The sequence below is a fragment of the Tamlana flava genome (genome assembly GCF_041287255.1).
In the GTDB taxonomy this organism is placed as follows: Bacteria; Bacteroidota; Bacteroidia; order Flavobacteriales; family Flavobacteriaceae; genus Tamlana; species Tamlana flava.
This window is the reverse complement of the sequence record NZ_JBGGTX010000001.1, coordinates 183,864-204,622: the sequence shown is the minus strand read 5'-3', so window position 1 is coordinate 204,622 and position 20,759 is coordinate 183,864. Positions and strand designations below refer to the sequence as shown.

General features: G+C 36.6%; 11 protein-coding genes. 6 read left to right on the top strand and 5 right to left on the bottom strand.

Features of this window, described 5'->3' with window-relative positions; genetic code table 11:
• Positions 1-7: 7 nt before the first annotated feature.
• The 5 genes from ACB104_RS00780 (at position 8) to ACB104_RS00760 (ending at position 11,444) form a co-directional block, all read left to right on the top strand.
• The gene (locus tag ACB104_RS00780) at positions 8-3,172 is read left to right on the top strand and encodes a SusC/RagA family TonB-linked outer membrane protein (protein WP_370476333.1); all 3,165 of its coding nucleotides are present in this window, start codon (positions 8-10) and stop codon (positions 3,170-3,172) included.
• Between the two features lie 19 nt (positions 3,173-3,191).
• Positions 3,192-4,955, top strand: a complete 1,764-nt coding sequence (locus tag ACB104_RS00775; protein WP_370476331.1) for a RagB/SusD family nutrient uptake outer membrane protein — start codon at positions 3,192-3,194, stop codon at positions 4,953-4,955.
• A 125-nt stretch (positions 4,956-5,080) separates the two neighbouring features.
• Positions 5,081-8,071, top strand: a complete 2,991-nt coding sequence (locus ACB104_RS00770) for a LamG-like jellyroll fold domain-containing protein (RefSeq protein ID WP_370476330.1) — start codon at positions 5,081-5,083, stop codon at positions 8,069-8,071.
• Positions 8,072-8,181: 110 nt separating this feature from the next.
• Positions 8,182-9,819 (top strand): right-handed parallel beta-helix repeat-containing protein, encoded by a 1,638-nt coding sequence (locus ACB104_RS00765; protein ID WP_370476328.1) that lies wholly within the window; start codon positions 8,182-8,184, stop codon positions 9,817-9,819.
• A gap of 167 nt (positions 9,820-9,986) precedes the next feature.
• Entirely contained in the window at positions 9,987-11,444 is a 1,458-nt protein-coding gene (locus ACB104_RS00760; protein WP_370476327.1) for a right-handed parallel beta-helix repeat-containing protein, read from the top strand.
• Between the two features lie 81 nt (positions 11,445-11,525).
• Here ACB104_RS00760 and rhaM read toward each other — a convergent pair whose 3' ends face one another.
• From rhaM to ACB104_RS00735, 5 genes are all read right to left on the bottom strand, one after another.
• A complete protein-coding gene (gene rhaM, locus ACB104_RS00755; RefSeq protein ID WP_370476325.1) occupies positions 11,526-11,852 on the bottom strand; it encodes an L-rhamnose mutarotase in 327 nt (108 codons plus the stop codon).
• Positions 11,849-12,862, bottom strand: coding sequence for a family 43 glycosylhydrolase (locus ACB104_RS00750; RefSeq protein ID WP_370476324.1), 1,014 nt, complete (start codon positions 12,860-12,862; stop codon positions 11,849-11,851). Before ACB104_RS00750 ends, rhaM begins: the two co-directional genes overlap by 4 nt.
• A gap of 12 nt (positions 12,863-12,874) precedes the next feature.
• Entirely contained in the window at positions 12,875-14,242 is a 1,368-nt protein-coding gene (locus ACB104_RS00745; protein WP_370476322.1) for a sulfatase-like hydrolase/transferase, read from the bottom strand.
• Between the two features lie 145 nt (positions 14,243-14,387).
• Positions 14,388-15,908, bottom strand: a complete 1,521-nt coding sequence (locus ACB104_RS00740; protein ID WP_370476321.1) for a RagB/SusD family nutrient uptake outer membrane protein — start codon at positions 15,906-15,908, stop codon at positions 14,388-14,390.
• 17 nt (positions 15,909-15,925) lie between these two features.
• Positions 15,926-19,036, bottom strand: a complete 3,111-nt coding sequence (locus ACB104_RS00735) for a SusC/RagA family TonB-linked outer membrane protein (RefSeq protein WP_370476319.1) — start codon at positions 19,034-19,036, stop codon at positions 15,926-15,928.
• A gap of 454 nt (positions 19,037-19,490) precedes the next feature.
• Here ACB104_RS00735 and ACB104_RS00730 point away from each other — a divergent pair, with 454 nt between their 5' ends.
• Positions 19,491-20,750, top strand: coding sequence for an oligogalacturonate lyase family protein (locus ACB104_RS00730; protein WP_370476317.1), 1,260 nt, complete (start codon positions 19,491-19,493; stop codon positions 20,748-20,750).
• The last annotated feature ends 9 nt before the right edge of the window (positions 20,751-20,759 follow it).

Sequence of the window (20,759 nt, the reverse complement as noted above, 5' to 3'; positions counted from 1 at the left end):
AATAATTATGCTCAAAATATTACAACTAACCACTCTACTAGGCATACTGTTTTTCGGTGGAATTGACAGGAATCTATACGCACAAAATGCTTCAGATTCAACAGCTGTAGATTCTCAAACCAATAAAGGTATTCAAATTAAAGGTTTGATTAAAAATGCAGTAACTGGAGAAGGAATTTCAGGTATAAATGTTGCTGTAAAAGATTTTTCTGCGGCAATTTCTGAGGAAGATGGCAGTTTTTCAATAAATGTTCCACATTTAAGCGCACTGCTCATTGTTAGTGGTCAAGATTACCAATCCAAAGTTTTTCCTCTCAATGGAAGAAAAAGTGGTTTTGAAATTGCTTTATATGAAGCTAGTTATTCCCAATTTTATCAAAGTGCCAATTTACCTGGTAATGCTCAAGAATTACAGTACAACAATCCAAAGGCAGCACAAGTTTTAGATTTTGAAAAAGAACAATGGGGCAATCCAGTAAACCAAACAATAGGGAATTTTCTTCAAGGGCGCATTGCTGGTTTAAATAGTGTTGGTAATTCAGGTGTTCCTGGTTCGGGAGCATATTTAACATTGAGAGGGTTTAATTCGCTATATGCTACCAACAAACCATTAATTATTCTTGATGGAATGATATACGATGATGAGGACTATGGTTCTGGCATTATTCAGTATAATAGTTCTTCGCCACTTTCAATGTTGGAAGTTAAAGATATTGAAGATGTTACGGTATTAAAGGACGGATCATCTCTATACGGTACTAAAGGGGCTAATGGTGTAATTATCATTACCACAACCCGCCCAACGGAATTGAGTACTAAAATTGATTTCACCATGTATGGCGGTGTTAATGAAGACCCTAGACCATTGCCTATTATGGGTGCAGCCGATTACAGAACATATTTATCGCAATTAATGGCAACAAGAGGTGATACTCAAGAACAGATAGCAAATATGCCCTGGATGCTTGATAACCGCGATAGTGGGGTTTATTACCAGTACCATAATAATACCGATTGGCAGGATAAAGTATTTAGATCAAGTCAAAACCAAAGTTATCATTTAAAAATTAGAGGGGGTGATGATATTGCTAAGTATGGAATTTCCGTTGGTTATTTAAATAGCGAAGGAATTTCTGGAAATTCAGATTTGAAGCGATACAGTACCAGACTAAATGCAGCCTTGAGACTTACCGACCAACTTTCGGTAGATGCTAATTTATCATTTATTTACAATACTGAAAATCAAAATGACCAAGGATTGTCATACAAAACGAGCCAACAATATTTGGCCTTAACCAAAGCACCTTTTGTAGCGGTAAATGCCATTAACGAAACTGGTGAGGTATCACCGAATTTGGCAGACGTAGATATTTTTAATGTGAGTAACCCTGTTGCAATCATGCAAAATGGTATTGGAATAAACAAAAATTACCGGTTCTTTGGAAATTTAAATTTCCAATATGACATCAGCGAATCTTTGAAGGCTAATTTATTGTTAGGGTTAACATATAACAAAGAGCGAGAAACCTTCTTTATTCCTGATTTTGGGGTCGCTGATATTGTTTTACCAACTGCCATTGGGAAAAACAGAAGTGGAAGCGAGGTTCAAAAATTATATTCCTTGTACACAAATGGTTATTTATCATTTGACAAGAGCATCGATTTTAAACATAATTTTCATGTAAGATTAGGTATGAGAACCCAATCAAATGAATCAGAGAGCGATCTTGGACTTGGGTTTAATTCTGCTACGGATGATTTTACCACGGTTGGAGCAGGTAGTAACCTATTAAGACAAGTTGGTGGAGCACTGGGCGAATGGAACTGGGTGAATGCTTATTTAAGCGCAGAGTATAATTACGTTAATAAATATTTCTTTACGCTGAACACAGCCTATGATGGTTCCAGTAGATTTGGGGAAGATGTTAAGTTTGGCTCTTTGGGGTCACTTTCAGCAGCTTGGTTAATTTCATCTGAAAAATTCATGAACAACTCTGGTATAGATTTGTTCAAACTTCGCGCAAGCGTTGGTTTAAGTGGTAATGACGATATAGGTAACTACACGGCACAGCAACTCTATGTTTCCCAAAACTTATTGGGAATTCAGGGCTTGGTAAGAGGTAATATAGGAAACCCTAAACTGCAAAATGAAAAAGTGCGTAAGCTAAATTTAGGGACAGACATTGCTTTGTTTAATGAACGTTTAAATTTCTCAATTGATGTTTACGATAACGAAACTACGGATATGATTACCTATCAAACGCTAAATACCACTAGTGGATTTGATTACATAGTGTCAAATAGTGGAAATATGAGAACCCGTGGAGCTGAACTAGGACTTAATGCTAGGTTGATAAATACGCCTGACATGAAATGGGATTTGGGTGTTAATTTATCAACCTACAAGAATGAGGTTTTAGGTATTCCTAATGATAGAATAATCACACATTTTGGAGGTGCCACTTATATAACCGATGAAGGCCAAGATGCAAATCTATTTTACGGGTATCAAGCAAATGGTGTATACAGCACAACGGCACAAGCCAATGCAGCTGGATTATCACGTAGAATGGAAAATGGTAGTTTAATGCCGTTTAGTGGAGGCGATGTAATATTTGAAGATTTAAATGGCGATAATGTTATAGATGATAATGATCGTAAGGTTATTGGAAATCCTAATCCAGATTTTACAGGTAGCATAAGTACTGTATTCAACTATAAAAGGTTAAGTGTTTCTGGTCTGTTCAATTTTTCTGTAGGTAACGATCTCTATAATGGGGTACGTCAAAGTTTGGAGCAAATGAGCGGTTATGAAAATCAGAGTATCGCTATAAACAACCGTTGGGTGGCTGAGGGGCAACAAACTGCAATCCCAAGGGCGGTTTGGGGAGACCCTTTGGGGAATTCTTCTTTTTCAAGTAGATGGATTGAAGATGGTTCATTCTTAAGACTTAAAACCCTGACAGTTTCTTATGATATTGAGATAGATCCATCTGGCATCATAAAATACGTGAAAGTTTACGCCTCAGGTAATAACTTGTTAACTATAACAGATTATTTAGGTTATGACCCAGAATTTAGTGCAACCTCATCTATTTTTGGTCAAGGTGCAGATATTGGGCTTATGCCGCAGTTCACCTCAGTTCAATTAGGATTGCGTTTAGGACTATAAAGATTTTAGATTTAGAAAAATGAAAACAATGATTATAAAAAATATTAAAGGAAAATTTAGTTTAATAGTCCTATCAACATTAATCGGTTTCACCTCTTGTCAAGATTTTTTGGAAGTTGAGCCTCAGGATAAACTAAACGAAAATCAAGTTTACCGTGATGTTTTTGATGCAGATGCTGCAATTGTTGGTCTTTATGGAAAATTAATGGGGCTTGCCGAGAAATATGTTGTTTTAAATGAATTAAGAGCAGATTTAGTCAGCCCAACGGAAAACGCCGATTTAACTTTTCAAGAGCTACATGAACATTCAGTTAGCGTGAGCAACCCATACGCTAATCCAAAAGATTTCTATGAGCTTATAAATAACTGCAATGACATTCTCAAGAATTTTAGGTTAATGCGTGCAGATTTTAGACTTGATCCTGATGAGTTTAATGAGCGCTATTCAGATATTGGTACTTTGCGCAGTTGGTTATATTTACAATTGGGTATGCACTATGGTAATGTGCCCTATATTACCGATCCGATAGAGGACATCAATGACATTGGTGACCCCGATAAATTTCCTAAAATTCCATTGGATCAACTTATTGATGAATTGGTAGCCTTTACTGAAAGTTTACCTTATACTGACCCTTATAGTGGAGACAGCTCTTTGGTCATTAATGTAGATGGCTACAACACAGCCAAGTTTTTCATAAACAAAGGTTGTTTGCTCGGAGATCTCCAACTTTGGAAGGGAAATTATTTAGAAGCCGCGACCTACTACAAAAATGTCATGGAAACAGGCACTGGCAGTGGTGATATTGCCGTGCTTTTTGATACATACCGTGTGGGTTCTCGTAACGTTAGTACCAACGACGATTTATGCGTGGGCTATTTGCGTTTTAGAGAGCAAGATGCCACAGGGCTGGTGGATAGTAATGAAAGAGGCTGGCGGTCAATATTTGCTAGAGAGAAAGATGCCAGATGGAATACTGAGTGGATATGGTCATTGCCTTTTGACACTAATTTTGCACCAAAAAATCCATTTATAGATTTGTTTTCAAACCAAGGAGGAAGTTATCTTTTAAAACCATCACAACGGGCTATTGATTTATGGAAAGACCAAACACAACGGAACCTTATCCCTTACGATGCCAGAGGAGAAAGGTTTTCGTATAAGGTGATTAACGATCAAGAGGTTATCATGAAATATCTCTATAGATATTTAGACTTTACAAGCCAACTTCCTATTGACGAGTTTGTAAGAGATGGTGATTGGTATTTGTACCGTGCTGCTAAATTACATTTGCGATATGCCGAAGCCGCTAATCGTGACGGACAACATAGGTTAGCCAATACCCTTTTGAATAATGGTATTCAAACCGAGTATGGTGTTCCGGGAGAGGAAGATGTTACTGATATAGAGCAAACAAATCTACCTTTTCCCTATAATTTTGATGGGAGACAGGGTGATTTTCCATATTACAGAGGCGATTGGCACCGTAACGATGGTGTACGGGGAAGAGCCTATGTTGAATTCAAGGAAGTGGTTGGAGATAGTTTGATATCAATTGAAGACAACCTTATTGAAGAGAGTGCTCTTGAATTGGCTTTTGAAGGTAATCGTTGGGGAGATTTGGTACGTGTTGCATTGCGAAGAAACGATCCTGCATTTTTAGCTGATAAGATTTATGAAAAACTTTCAAAAGAAAGCAATCCGAATGCAGATGATGTTCACTCAAAATTAATGAGCCAAGAGAATTGGTTTTTGCCTTTTAATTGGAAAGAGGAGGAATAGAAAAAAAGTTTAATGCTTATCTATTAATATCAATGGATAAGCCTTTTTCATAATCATAAACTTAAAGGCCTTAATTACTTAGTTTAGGGCCTTTTTTACATAAAGTACAGACAAATATCCTATTTATGAAACTAAATATTTTACTACATAAAGGTGCTTTTGATTTGTGTTTGATTGGGTTACTCATTACAACTTCAATAAATTTAAAAGCGCAAACCTTGGCATTTCCGGAAGCAACAGGTTTTGGTCGATATACAACCGGGGCAAGAGGCCATGCCAATCCAGAGATTTACTTGGTAACCAACTTAAATGATAGTGGACCAGGTTCGTTCCGTGATGCCGTTAGTAGAGAAGGACGCTTTATTTTATTTAGGGTAGGTGGTATCATCAATGTGGCATCAGATATTGTAATACCCAAGAATACTACCATAGCTGGACAAACGGCTACTGGAGAAGGCATTGTTTTTTATGGCCAGCGGGTAATGTTTACAGGTGCAAGTAATACCATTGCGCGCTATATTCGTATTCGTTTTGGTGGATGGGCAAAAAATAAAGATGCTTCGGGTTTGGCAAATGGTGCAAATATGATTTTTGACCATATGACCTTTACTTGGGGAACAGATGAAGTATTCTCCATAAACTGGGATAGTAAGGGAACAAGTCCAGATAATATAACCATCCAAAATTCAATAATTGGGCATGGATTGCACCGTCATAATCATTCCGCGGGTGGTTTGATGCAACCCTCTGATGGAAAAATTAGTATAATAGGAAATTTATACATTAGCAATAAAACGCGTAATCCTAAAGTAAAAGGCATCAACGAGTTTGTAAACAATGTGGTTTACAACTGGGGCAATTATGGGAATACTTATGGACATACTGAATCTGGAGATGCCTATATTATGGGTGGCGATTCAGCTGGAATTTCCAATGTAAATATTATAAATAATTATTTTATCAGCGGACCACATACAGGGGATGGTTTATCAACGCCTTTTAACCGGGGAAACTCGAACTTCTATTTATTTGGTTCAGGAAATTATTTTGACAGCAACAAAAATGGGATTTTGGACGGTACTTTAGTCCCAGAGGATTTGATTGGATACCCAACGGGTGATGCCATGAGCCTTCAACCAACGCCATATGATTATCCTGTTAAAGATGCTCCGATGACCGCGGAACAAGCTTTTGATAGAGTGGTTTTAAATGTTGGAGCATCATATCCTAGACGCGACCAAGTGGATAGTTTAATGATTGCAGATTTAACCTCAAAAGGAACGGAAGCCTTTTATGTTTACCGCGAAACCGATTTGCCTTTTATAAATGGTGGGGTAGGGCATGTTTATGGCGCACCGGCACCCCAAGACACTGATAATGACGGAATGCCGGATGAATGGGAGGATGCCAACGGATTAGATAAAAATAATGGCGCTGATGCTTTGGCGGTTAGCATATCCAATGCTCCTTATTTTAACATAGAAGTTTATATTAATGGTTTGGTTAATGAAACGCCTCCAGACTTTATCATTCCGCCATCAAATGTAAATTTTACTAATTTAGTTTCAGCTGAAACACCGCCGAGCAGTTCGTTAACCGTTAATTGGAATGACAATTCAGATAATGAAGATAACTTTGTGATTGAGCGTTCGACAGATGGAAATTCTTTTTCAGAAATTGCTCAAATGGGTGCCAATGTAACATCCTACAATGATTCAAACTTAATTCCAAACACACAATATTTCTATAGAATAAAGGCTGTTAATAGTCAGGAAGCCTCGATTTACAGTGCCGTTACTTCAGTTGCAACCCCAGCAATTCCTTCTGCGCCTGATAAACCAACATCACCAATGCCAAACAATGGTTTCAATTTTGTTGAACTCTCAGGAGGTAGTGTAATCTTAAGATGGGGTGGAAGCTCAAATACAGAGAATTTTGAGGTTTATTTTGGGGAAGATGCTTCAAGTCTTGTAAAGTTGGCGGATGTTGCATATTCAGCAAGTCCCTCTTTTCAAGTTAATGGTTTATTCACAGAAACCAATTATTATTGGCGAATAGACGCTTCAAACAACAAAGGACTTGTTTCGGGCGATGTATGGAACTTTAGAACAATAGCCGATATACCTGCGGAAATGGTGGGCTATTGGTCATTTGATGAATCACCTTTGGATGGTGGTGAAATAATAGATGGTTCAGCTTATGCCAATCATGGCGTATTGGACGTTAACTATGATAATGCTAGTGTTCGAGTTGCGGGCAAAGAAGGTAATGCGTTGGATTTTTCAACCGCTCCAGATAATGATTTTATAGTTAATATTCCAAATCAAGATCAAATTTATCTTAATAACAGTTCTTTTTCAATCTCACTTTGGATGAAAGCGGCCTTCAACTCATTGCCAACGGGTACAAATAGTGTCTATCTCTTATGTAAAGGGTCTTTTACAGCAAATACAACTACTGGATCGACAGGAAAGCGTTTTAATATTGAATTTAAGAATAGTGAATTTCGTTTTGCCATTGATGATAACGTAACCAAAAAAGAGTTGTCAACAAGTGGAACACCATTTTATTCAGGTATTTGGGTGCATGTTGTGGTTATGCGAGATATTGATGCGCATAAACTAAGATTATACCGAAACGGAAATTTTGTTGCTGAATTGGACGAAACTGGGGTTATAGGTATTGCAGAGGTAAGTGATTTAATAGTAGGCAATATTGGAGAATTAGAGCTATTAAATGGCACGGCGCCGGCACCCTATAAAGGACAATTGGACGAGCTTATAATATTTAATTATGCATTGAGTGATGCCCAAGTTTCTAGCCTATATGAAAACGGTACTTTAAGTAGTCGAGAATTTGATTTCAATAATGGTATCGCGGTTTTTCCAAATCCGATAGATCAAAAAATTAATATTGTTCTTAATAAATACAGTTCGGTTAAAATATTAGCGACCCTTACTGATATTACAGGTAAGGTAGTTTTAAAGGAAAATTTGGATACTACTGGCAAAGGAAATTTTGTTTTAAATGTTGAAGACAAGAATCTGTCAGGAATTTATATTCTAAACATTGTTGGTGAAAATTTGAATAAAAATTTAAAGGTAATTGCAAAGTAGTATAATTCCCTTGGTCATTTATAAAGTGAAATTTATCTTCTAATAAGGCAGTTACACGATTAATCTTGATAACAAGTTTTTAAAGAATTAATTTTATAAATAAAAAATAAATGAGAAAACAATACTTTACTATTCTAGCCATTTTAGGTTTTACATTATTCTCATTTGCTACAGATTATTATGTGGCACCCAATGGAAATGATGCCAACGATGGTAGTTTTGCCAATCCTGTAGAATCCATTAAACGAGCCCAAGAATTGGCTTCATATGGAGACACGGTTTATATCCGCGGAGGTCTGTACACGATGCGTGAGGACCAGATACAACGTTACTATCAAATTTGGGCTTATGTAACAGAACTTAATAAAAATGGGATTAATTATTTTTCATATCAAGATGAAAAACCAGTTTTTGACTACCAGAATATTAAGCCGGCAGACAAACGCATTTTCGCATTCTATCTTACCGGTAGCAATATTCATATTAAAGGCATTGAAATAATAGGTGTTCAGGTAACTATTACAACGCATACACAATCTGAATGTTTTGAAATTAAAGGGAGCAACAATATTCTAGAAAATATAAGTATGCACAACAATATGGCCATTGGAGTTTATATTTTAGATGGCTCCAACAATTTAATATTAAATTGTGATGCATACGAAAATTGGGATTCGGTCTCAGAAGGAGGAGTAGGAGGCAATGTGGATGGTTTTGGTTGTCATGTGCGTGGTGGAGATACTGGAAATGTATTTAGAGGTTGCCGCGCATGGTTAAATAGTGATGACGGTTTTGATTTAATTAATTCTGCAGAACCCGTACTTATTGAAAATTGTTGGGCTTTCTATAATGGATATTCTTCCGCATCTGGAACAGGGAGTGATTTAATTTCTCGTGGAGACGGTACTGGTTTTAAAGCAGGAGGCTATGGTAAAACGGCACAGACATATCAGCAAGTTGTTGATAGATATGCGCCCATTCCTATGAACACAGTTCAATTTTGCATCGCAGCAAAAAATAGATTGCGCGGTTTTTATGCTAATCATCATTTAAATGGGAATTATTGGTACAATAATACAGCCTTTCAGAATCCTGAAAACTATAACATGCTAAATTGTAAAGCTTTAAATCCTACAGATTACGGCACTGATGTTCCGGGATGGGGACATGTAATGGCGAATAACTTGGGAGCTGGAGCTTCAACTGGCAAAGAAGTGGTTAATATTGATAAACCACAGTGTATACTTAACAATAATTATTTTGATTTGAGTGTTACCGTTACGCCAGATGATTTTGTAGCTTATGATATCGAATTGCTGAAAGCACCTAGAAAAGCTGATGGTAGCCTGCCTGATACTGATTTTTTAAAGTTGGTACCAGGAAGTGACCTTATTGATGCAGGCTATGATATAGGGTTTTCATTTAATGGAGCTGCCCCTGATTTAGGATATAATGAATTTGGGACACTCAGTGTAAAAAAAAATGAACTACTGGAAGGTTTTTCCAACTATCCAAATCCGTTTTCAGATGAAACTAATATTGTGTTCAGTTTAAAATCGCCATCAAAAATTAAAGTTTTGGTTTACAGTTTATTGGGTGTTAAAGTGTTTGAAACAGTTGAACAAGAATATCCATCCGGTAAGAACTCCTTTGTTCTAGAGAGAAACGGTCTGCCTTCAGGTAATTATCTGCTCATTTTACAGAATTCGGATAATGTAAAGAGTAGCCGTCTAATAAGTCTTCAATAAATACCAACTTGAATAAAATTTCTAAAAAAACGGGTGAGCTATTAAGTTTTCCCGTTTTTTTGTTCAATAATATTTTGATTAAAGCAATCGATTACAAAAAATGAACCAATAGAGTTTTCGATTGATAAAGTTCATATCTTTGTATTACAATCAATAAAATAATTCCCATGAAAAGAACTCTACTATTATTTTTAATCTTGTTTAATTGTTTGTTAGGTTTTTCACAAACTACTGTAAGCACGCCACAGATGCTTTTTACAGCGCTTTCAAGTGCTAGTCCAGGTGATATTATTTATGTGATGGAAGGCACCTATAATTTCACTTCTAAGTTTTCTATTAACAGAAATGGAGTCAACGGAAATTTAATTTCATTACTTCCACACCCAGATAATATTTCTAGGCCACTTTTCGATTTTTCCTCAATGGCTGAAAGTTCCTCAAACAGAGCTATTACCTTATCTGCTAATTATTGGCATATTAAGGGTCTTGATGTCTTCGGTGCAGGTGATAACGGCTTGTTTATTAGTGGCAGTAACAACCTTATTGAATTTTGTTCTTTTAGTGAGTGTAAAGATTCAGGCCTGCAAATGGGCAATGGAGCGGCAAATAATACCGTGTTAAACTGTGATTCTTATAATAATGCTGACTCTTTAGTAGAAAACGCTGATGGTTTTGCTTGTAAATTGGATGCAGGGACAGGCAATAAATTTATAGGTTGCCGGGCATGGCAAAACCTTGATGACGGTTGGGACGGATATCTAAGAGGTGCTGATAACATTACTACGACTTATGAGAATTGTTGGGCCTTTAGAAATGGTTACTTAAAAAATGGGACTATTGGCGGTGGTGATGGTAATGGATTTAAAACAGGTGGAAGTGATGATAAGTTACTCAAGCACAATGCCATTTATAAAAATTGTATTGCTGCAGGTAATGTTTTTGACGGGTTTGACCACAATAGTAATAGAGGAAATGTTGAGATTTATAACTGTTCCGCTTACAGCAATGGTAGAAATATAAGTTTCAGCAGTACCAATATTGCTAGTTCACTAACTATTAAGAATTCTGTTTCCCTTTCTGGAGGAAGTAACGATAGTTATAATGCAACCGCAACAGATATAACTAACAATGGTTGGCAAAATGGCTTAGTTACCAATTCAGCAGATTTTGAAAGCTTGGATATTACTGAACTAATGACTGCCCCTAGAAAAGTAGATGGTAGTTTGCCAGATGTTAATTTTATGAGGCTAACTGTTGGTAGCGACCTTATTGACGCTGGAATTGACGTTGGCTTACCGTTTAACGGTGCTGCACCAGATTTAGGTTACCTTGAAACAGGTACTTTGGGCATTAATAATATTTTGGTTAATGGTAGTTTTGTCAATTATCCTAACCCGTTTTCAACAGAAACCAATGTTGTTTTCAATCTAAAGCAATCATCCCAGTTAAGTGTTTCTGTTTATAATTTAATGGGCGTGAAAATTCTAGATTTTGACAAAAAGGATTTGGCTGCAGGAAATAATTCATTTGTTTTAAAAAGAAACGAATTGAGTTCAGGAAACTATCTGTTGGTTTTAATGGATAATGAGGGACAATCGAATTCAAAGTTAATTACCGTTAAGTAGCAATTATTTTATTTTGAAAACAAAAGCAGGTTCCTTAAATTTAAGAAACCTGCTTTTTTTTTGTTTTATAAATGGATTTTTCTAATCCATATGAAAAACTTCCTTTAGTGAAAAGGAAATAGGGGAGTTGTCTGGGTTGGTTTCCATGATATCGGCCATATAAGCCCACCATTTTTTTACGATTGGATGGTTGGGTAGAAAGTCATGGTCAAAACCTCCAGAGATTTTCTGAACAGCAAAAAGTGTTAAGGTTTCTTCGTCTAAAAAAATGCTGTAATCTTTTATGCCCGTTTCAGAAAGTAAGGCATTCAGCTCTGGCCAAATTTTATCATGACGTTTTTTGTATTCAGCTTCAAAACCGGGCTTCAATTTCATTTTAAAAGCATTTCTAATGGTATTGTTGTTCATTGTTTTATTGGTTTAAGATTGATGTTAACGGGTTTGTTTCTGTTGCAAATAATTTCTCCGTTGACATATTCAAGTTCGGCAACTTGAATTGAACTTCTTCTGGTTTCATAACTATCAACGTCTTCATTTTCGGGTGTTCTTCCCGGATGGGTAAAATAGAAAACATATGCTTTGCCATCTTGCACAACAACATCTGGGTGTCCGCCCTTTACCTTATCGTCTTTTCCAGTTCCCGGTGTTTGTAGAATGTTTTTTGGTTGTCGTTCCCATGTTATAAAATCTTCAGAAGAATAAACGCCCAACCCTCTCCACGCGTCGTTTATCATCCAGTTTTTGTTTTTCCATTGAAAAACTACAGGGCCCTCACCTCGGTCCTTTATAACTTTTCTGCTACTATCTACCCAGTGGTACAAGTTTTCACTATCAGCATAATAAATAGATTTACCATCGTTTTCATTATTATAATACATGCGCCAAGTACCGTTGGGCAGCCGAAATACATCGGCGTCAATGCAGCGCTCTGAGGCCAAATTTAGTTTTGACTCAAATTTCCAATCAATTAAATTGTTACTTGTTAAATGAATGATATATCGCGGATGGTACCAATCTTCAAATATTCCGGGGACAATGGTTAAATACATATGGTAAACTCCATTGTGTTCCATTACGTCTGGCGCCCAATGGGTTATATTATTTAATTCGTAATTGATGTTGGCAGTACCTTTATACGCCCAATGGGCGCCGTCTTTTGATTCCGCAATACCAATTTTTGTACCATGTACCCATGCTACACCACTTGCTGTAGAATCTTTAGCACGCCGGTTTGTATAGAACATAAACCACTTTTTTTCTTTTTTGTTCCAGACGATTGAAGGGTCTGCTGCGCCATCAAAAACGGGGTCTCGAAACAAGGGTTTGTCTGCTAAATTTGAAACATTTTTATGTGTGTTTTGTGATTTGCAGGATAGACAAAACAATAATAATATTATGTAAATGAATTTTAAGTTCATTGTGTTTTTAGGTTATTTCAACTCAACGTTAACTGTTTTGTCGTCTTTAGCAAATTGATTCTGAAGCAAAACTTTCATTTTGTTGGAAATTAAAGTGTCTACATCGATAATATTATGTTGTTCTTTGGGGTCATTTACAATGTTGAAAAGCTGAAAGTCTGCTGGTGAGCCGTCTTTATGTCGTGTTCTAATGATTTTATATGGTTGATGGATTAAACACTCCTGTTTATGTCCTCGAACATAAATATCATGGGAAGTTGTAATATTGGAGTTTTCAATAGAAGGCCAAATATTAACGCCCTCAACACCTTTTGGAATATCTTTTTCAATCAAAGAAAGTATGGTTGGCATAATGTCTGAGACCGAGATAAAATTTGGATTTACTCCTGTTTTCAAATGATTTTCCCAATACAAAATAGCAGGAACTCTAATGGCTCCTTCATAGTTTGATGACTTCCAGTCTCGCAATGGGTCATTATTTCCTAAAACTGGATTCGGGCCATGAGCGCCATTGTACTGATAGGTTGGGAACCAATTTTCCATAGCGCCATTATCGCTCATAAAAATAACCAAGGTGTTTTCATTTAGTCCAGTTCGTTTTAAGGTTTCCATGATTTCTCCAATGGCAAAATCTAAATGTGCCATGGCTGCAGCATAATCTCGTCGCGAGTCATCTTTAATGGTTTCCAGATAGGGTTCTTTCCATTTGTCTTCTTCCTGAAGGGGGAAATGTGGTGCACTATACGCCAATTGTACATAGAAGTTTTTTGAAGTATCTCGTTTCGTCGTTAACCACTCAATGGCTTCTTTGGTAACTAAGTCCGTGGTGTGGCCTTCCTCCTCAATCATTTTATCATTTCTGTACCAACTAGCATCGCCGTTTTTGTATCGGTGTGTGTATTGGTCTATTTGCCCATGAAGGAACCCATATGAATAATCAAAACCAAAGGCGTTTGGCCCATTAGATATGTCCAACCCTAAATGCCATTTCCCAAATAGAGCATTTTGATAATTGTATTTTTTAAGTGCTTGTGGTAAAGTTGTAATAGAATCGGGAAGTGTTTTTGTGCTTTTGCCACTTATAGGAGCAACTACACCTATTCTGCTAGACGGTATTCCAGTTAAAAGAGAAACTCGTGATGGAGAGCACGTTGGGTTAACGTAAAATCGATTGAGTTGCACCCCATTGTTTGCTAACCAATCAATATTTGGTGTTTTTATTTCTGAACCGTTATAACCCACGTCGTTCCAACCTGCATCATCGGCAATGATTACAAGAATGTTGGGATTTGATTTTTCGACTCCTTTTTTTTCTGTTTTTTGATTGCAACTTCCTAGAAAAAATAAACAAACCCCAAAAATAATTTTGATAGACCTCATATAAAGTAGTTATTCAATATTCTCAAAATTATTTGATAATTAATAAAGTTCCATCCTGTTCTGTACTGCATTTTTATAAAAAAAGCGCTACCAAATTATAGTAGCGCTTTTTACAATCAAAAAATTAAACTAAAATAAAAAGCTATTAATTATATCCCGGGTTTTGTTCATACAATCCAGGGCTTACCTCTAATTGACTTTGATTTATCGGATAAATTATAAAGTTTGCTTCCATTTGGTTCATGACATCAGCAGCATCATCAACCGCTATCCAAGCATTCATAACATCAATCACCTTTCCTGTTCTTACAAGATCATGGAACCTTAAACCTTCTCCATAGAATTCTTTTCTTCGCTCTTCAAGAAGCACATCCAGATTTACATTTGAAACAGTTCCTAAGCCCGCTCTATTTCTAACATCATTTATAATCTTGTCGATGTCTGTCTGGCTACCTCCGGTTTGAATCAGAATCTCTGCTTTCATAAGTAGAACATCGGTGTAGCGAATAACTGGGAAATCAACACCCCAATTAAAGCGATCAACGGGAAGGGTAGAAGCTATAGGCTCATCATTTGAATCTAGATCTAAATACTTCACAATCATGGCATCTGTACTAAGCCCGCCTGTATCATCAACCCAACTTCTTAAAATGGAGTAATCATCCCTGACATCACTAGCTTCAAACGAGTTTAAAACTTGGTTTGAAGGGGTTACGATACCGTCGCTAGGGCTACCACCAGCAAAAGGCAAATGTACTCTAGCCCAACTTTCATGATACATTAAAGTAGGTAATATGGTTCCAATACCTTTATCTCCACCAGTACCATCATTAATGTTTTGAATAGCAAATACGATATCTGCGTTATTCTCAGATGTTGAATTGAAAATGGTAGCATAACTGGGAACGTCGCCAAATTGACCACTTGAAATAACATCATTAAATAGTGTTAATGCATCTGATTTCATATCTACTCCTAATCCAGGTCCAGAGATGCCATAAGTAGGCCCAGACATGGTCAAATAAACTTTACCAAGAAGCGCTTTAGCAACAACTGAAGATGGTCTGCCTGCTTCTGATGGCGTATTAGGCAGCAGGGTAATTGCACTTTTTAAATCAGAAACAATTAAATCATAAACATCTTGTGGCGTGCCGCGAGGAATCTCTAAGGCTTCCGCAGGTGTAATTATACGATCAATAACAGGTACTCCACCAAAAAAACGAACCAAGTCAAAATAAAAGAATGCTCTTAAAAATTTGGTTTCACCTTCCATTCTGTTTCTTGTTGTTTGGTCAGGAACAGCGGCTTCGTTTAATTTATCAAGAACAGTATTAGCTCTTAAGATACCAACATATGGGGCATCCCAAGCTGTCCTTGTAATTGAATTCCCCAAAGTTCTTGAAAGATTGGTAATTGGAATCCACTCACGAACACCTGCTAATCCCGCAATGTAAACATTGTCTGATCGTACTTCGGATAGATAAAATTGTGAACCAGAATGGTAGCTCAAGGCATTGTAAACACCAACTATAGCTTGTTCAAAATCAGTCTCATTGTTATAGAACGTTGCCGCACTTCTATTTGATATTGGAGCTTGGTCTAGCTCACTTTCACAGCCACTAAATACCATTACTGATAAAAGGCCTAATAATATTATTTTTTTCATATTCTGAATTTTTTATTTTAAAAGTTAAGATTAAGACCTAAGATAATAGACTTAGACAATGGGAATGCGCCATAATCGTCTCCACTATTATTAACGGCCTCTGGATTAAACCCACCATCGTATTTATCTCCTCCAAACCAGTTTTCAAGAGTAAAATATAATCTAGCCCCTGAGATGACATCAGATTGAAATTGTGCACCCAAGTTATAACCTAAAGTTATATTTCTTACTCTCCAATAGTCGTTATCGTATAACCAATCTGTGTTTTTAATTCGCCCGAAGCTAGAAGGCGATTTTCTTGTATGGCCAGCTAAATCAGCCTCTGTAACCACGGCACCTTCTTGCCATACATATCTGTCTCTGGTCAATCCTAAAGTGTTATCTGGAACACCCATTCCTGTTCTGTACATGGCTCTACCGAATGTAGAATAAATTTTTCCTCCCCATTGGCCTTGTAATTGTACGGATAAATCAAAATCTTTGTATGTAACCGTATTAGTAATCCCCCAAATATAGCTTGGGTCTGGATGGCCAGAGTAGGTTCTATCAGCCGCTGTAATAACTCCATCACCATTATGATCTACATATTTTGGGTCACCAGCTTCTTGGTTTCCATACATCGGAACTCCGTTGTTAATGTCTTCTGTTGATAATAAACCATCTTGTTGTACAAGATAAAGTGTGTACATAGGTCTACCAACTTCTAAGATATTATGTGTGATATCCCATGCACCTCCTAAAATAGGTGTGTTGTTAGGTCCAAGCTTTTTAACCTCATTTGTGTTGTGGCTAAGATTTAAATTGGTTGTCCAAGTAAAGTCACTATTTGTAATGTTTCTTGAAGTCAATTCAAGTTCCCATCCTTGGTTTAAAACCTCTCCTATATTTGTAAGGGCGGTTGAAAAACCACTTGATGTTGGTACCGGAATGCTAAGGAGTAAATCGGAGTTTCTTTTGGTATAATATTCTATAGAAGCAAAAATTTTGCTTTTGAACATACCGATATCTAAACCAATATTGGTTGATTCTGATTTCTCCCAACTTAAATCTGGGTTTGCAAAATTAGATGGAGATTGCCCACTTGCAAAAGTGCCACCAAAGCTATAATTCGTGTTGCTTAAGTTGGCGATGTGCTCATAATTTCCAATGTTATTGTTACCAGAAAGACCCCAGCTAGCTCTTAATTTAAGTTCATTAAATAAATCGTTGTCCTTCATGAAATCTTCTTCAGTAATCCTCCATCCAGCAGAAAGTGAAGGAAAGGTACCAAATTTGGTGTTATCGCCAAATCTCGATGATCCGTCACGTCTTAATGTTGCTTGAAAGAAGTATTTTTCCTTGAAGTTATATTGCAATCTACCAAAATAGGATAGTAAAGTGTTTTTACTTTTTGTAGTGCTACCACTAGTTGTTGAAGCAACATTTAATGTTCCTACATCATCAGAAGGGAAACCAGTTCCACTGATAGAATAGTCATCAAAATTGAATTCATTGTATGAGTAACCAGCTAATAAATTGAAGTTATGGTTATCAAGGGATTTCATGTAATTTAGAGTGTGCTCTGTAACAAAAGAAGTTCTTGTGTCACCAGATTTAGAACCTGAAGCCGTTCTGTTTCTTGTAATCCAAGCAGGAGTGAACCTTGTGGTTGTATTCATTTGAAGGTCAGAGTTAATGGTTCCGCGGTACTTTAGGCCTTCCAAAAATTCATACTCAACAAAAACAGTAGCCAAGTTTCTAAAACGTTTGATTTGTCTTTGGTTAAACGTTGCTTCTGCCAACGGACTTACTCTACTTCCCGCCCAAGCATATCTTGAAAACTCACCTGTATTTGTGTAAAGCGCACCAACTGAGGATTCTACCACAGGAGTCATACCTACAATAATGTGTGTAATGGCATCTTTTCCTTCAACACCTGGATCATCAATGGTGCCAAATGAAGGAGCTAAATTAAGCCCAAATTTAAGTTTGTCATTTGGTGAAACCTCTATGTTTGCTCTTAAATTAAATCTTTCGTTGTTTACGCCAATTGCTATTCCTTCTTGGTCAGAATAGTCACCTGAAACATAATAACGGGTTATATCGTTACCTCCTGTTGCAGATAACTGATAACTTTGTACAAACCCTTTTCTAAAGTATAGGTCTTGCCAATCAACATAATCAAGTCCGGGATGCCCTGGTTGCAACCATCTTTCGTCATACATATAACCAGTATTAATTTCACCAGGAGCCAATCCTAAAATAGCACGTCTTTGGTCGTTTGTATGGCTAGAGGTAGCACCTTGACTTCCAAAGTTTCTAACATAGGCATAATTTTGATGCTCAATGGCGCGCTCAACCCATTCATCAGCAGAAAGGACATCTAATTTCTTTACAGTTTCGTTCCAACCGGCATAAGTATTGAAAGTGATTTTTGGCTTTCCAGATTTTCCTCTTTTAGTTGTAATTAAAACAACACCGTTAGATCCTCGAGAACCATAAATTGCAGTGGATGAGGCATCCTTTAAAACCTGGATGGATTCAATATCGTTGGGGTTTATGTTTGAAGGCTGTCCATCAGTATCCAATGGAAAACCATCAATGACGTATAGAGGCTCGTTACTCGCGTTTATAGAACCTGTACCCCTAACTTGAATCGTAAATCCTGCCCCAGGAACACCACTTGTTTGTTTAACCCTTACACCAGATAGTTGCCCAACCAAAGCTTGGTCCATTCTTACCAAAGGTCTTTCAACCAGGCTTTCAGCTTCAAAAGAAGCTACGGCACCGGTTACGCTCGTTCTTTTTTGCGTACCATAGCCAATTACAACAACTTCATCAAGTTGTGCGTTATCGGTTTCAAGCGAAATATTGTACACATTATCGCTTCCAATAGTAACTTCTGTTGTTTTAAACCCAATGTAAGAAAATGTAAGGGTCTCACCAGGTGCTACAGAAATACTGTAGTTTCCGTCAAAATCAGTACTTGTTCCTCTGCTTGAGGCCTTAACGATTACGTTTACGCCTGGTAAAGGAATGCTGGAGACATCGGTTACCGTCCCCGTAACAATTTTTTCTTGAGCATTACCTAAAGTGTGCATTAATGCAAACACCAGGATACTCAACAAAAGAGTCATTTTGTTTTTCATGTAAAATTTAGTTTAGTTAATAATTGGTTTTAAAATTTTAGAGTTAAATCCATATTTGTATCTCATACAATCGATTGCATTAAAGATAAGAAACAATTTAAATTATTTAATAAATTATGGTTTCTAAAATTTTAGCCAAATTATTTAGAAAAGTTTCTGCATGTATCCTGTACCTACATGGTTAATCATATAAATTGTTTATAATTGATAGTCAAAACATTTATTAAATAAATATATCATGCGGATATCAACAGTTTATGCCGAAATGCTAAATTTTTAAGAACCGTTATTTTTTTGAGAGATAGGTCTCAAATGTAGAAAGAAAACAGGATGCCACAGGATAGAATACATAATTGAGAAGCTTAATTTTATTAAAAATTTTTTTTGACGTAATTTACGGGTAGAATGCATTTAATTAAACCGCTGAAAAATAAACTACAATAATCTTAAATTTATGAAATTTTTACCGCCAACTTTAGCACTTCTTATTCTACTGAACGTTTCATGCAAAGAAAATCAATCAAAAGACACTATTTCTGCAAAGGGTGAATTGGTTCAAATTCCAATGATGGAAACAGGGAAAGAAAGTTCCTTGGCGAAAGTTTGGATAGATTCTGCAACAGGGCATAAGGTTGAAAAGTTGGTTGACAGGGAAGGAGATAACCGTAGTTTTTATTTTCATAATAATCCGTTTTTAAAATCAAAGGATGGTAAGCAAGATTTGATGGTTTTTGCGGGACAGACTGAAACGGGGAGTCAATTTTTTACTATTAATCTTCAAACTAAGGATATTGACCAAATAACCGATAGGGTTGGAGGGAAAAGAGGTGAAATAGTTGGCCCTAAAACCCGAAAAGTTTTTTATCAAATAAAGGATAGTGTTTTTGCCACGCATATAGATACGCATGAAACAGAGTTTATTTACAAGTTTGAGGATAGTATTTTAGGTTCGGTTTCTACACTTAATGCGGACGAAACCCTTTTGGCGGGAGCACTTATTACCAAAGAAGAAAGTGAGATTTTTAAAAAAAACCCGGCTAAGTCAAGTTATTTTGATAAAATTTATGAAGCCAAACTCGAACGCAGTTTATTTACAATAAACGTAAACACCAAAGCTTTCAATACGATATATTCCGAAAATGCTTGGTTAAACCACATCCAATTTTCACCAACCAATCCGGAGCTTTTAATGTATTGTCACGAAGGTCCATGGCACAAAGTAGATAGAATATGGACAATTGACATTGAAACGGGAAAAAACGAATTGATGCACAAAAGAACGTTGGAAAGGGAAATAGCTGGTCACGAATTCTTAAGTCCAGATGGAAAAACCATTTGGTTCGACCTTCAAATTCCAAGGAGTGTCACATTTTACTTAGCAGGAAAACATTTAGTTAAAGAAGAAGAAACGAGATACGCCCTAAAACGAGATGAGTGGTCCATTCATTTTAATATATCACCAGACCAAAAAACATTTGCCGGTGATGGCGGCGACCCTGGTCAGGTAGCACGTGCCAAAGATGGCATGTGGTTGTATCATTTTGTTCCAAAAGGAGATAGCTTGGTTTCCACTAAATTGGTCAATATGAAAAACCATGATTACGATTTAGAGCCTAACGTCCATTTTTCTCCAGATGGAAAACAAATTATTTTTAGAGCTAACTTTGAAGGAAGCACTCAAATTTATGCTGTAGATATAAAAAAACACCACTAAACTAAAACT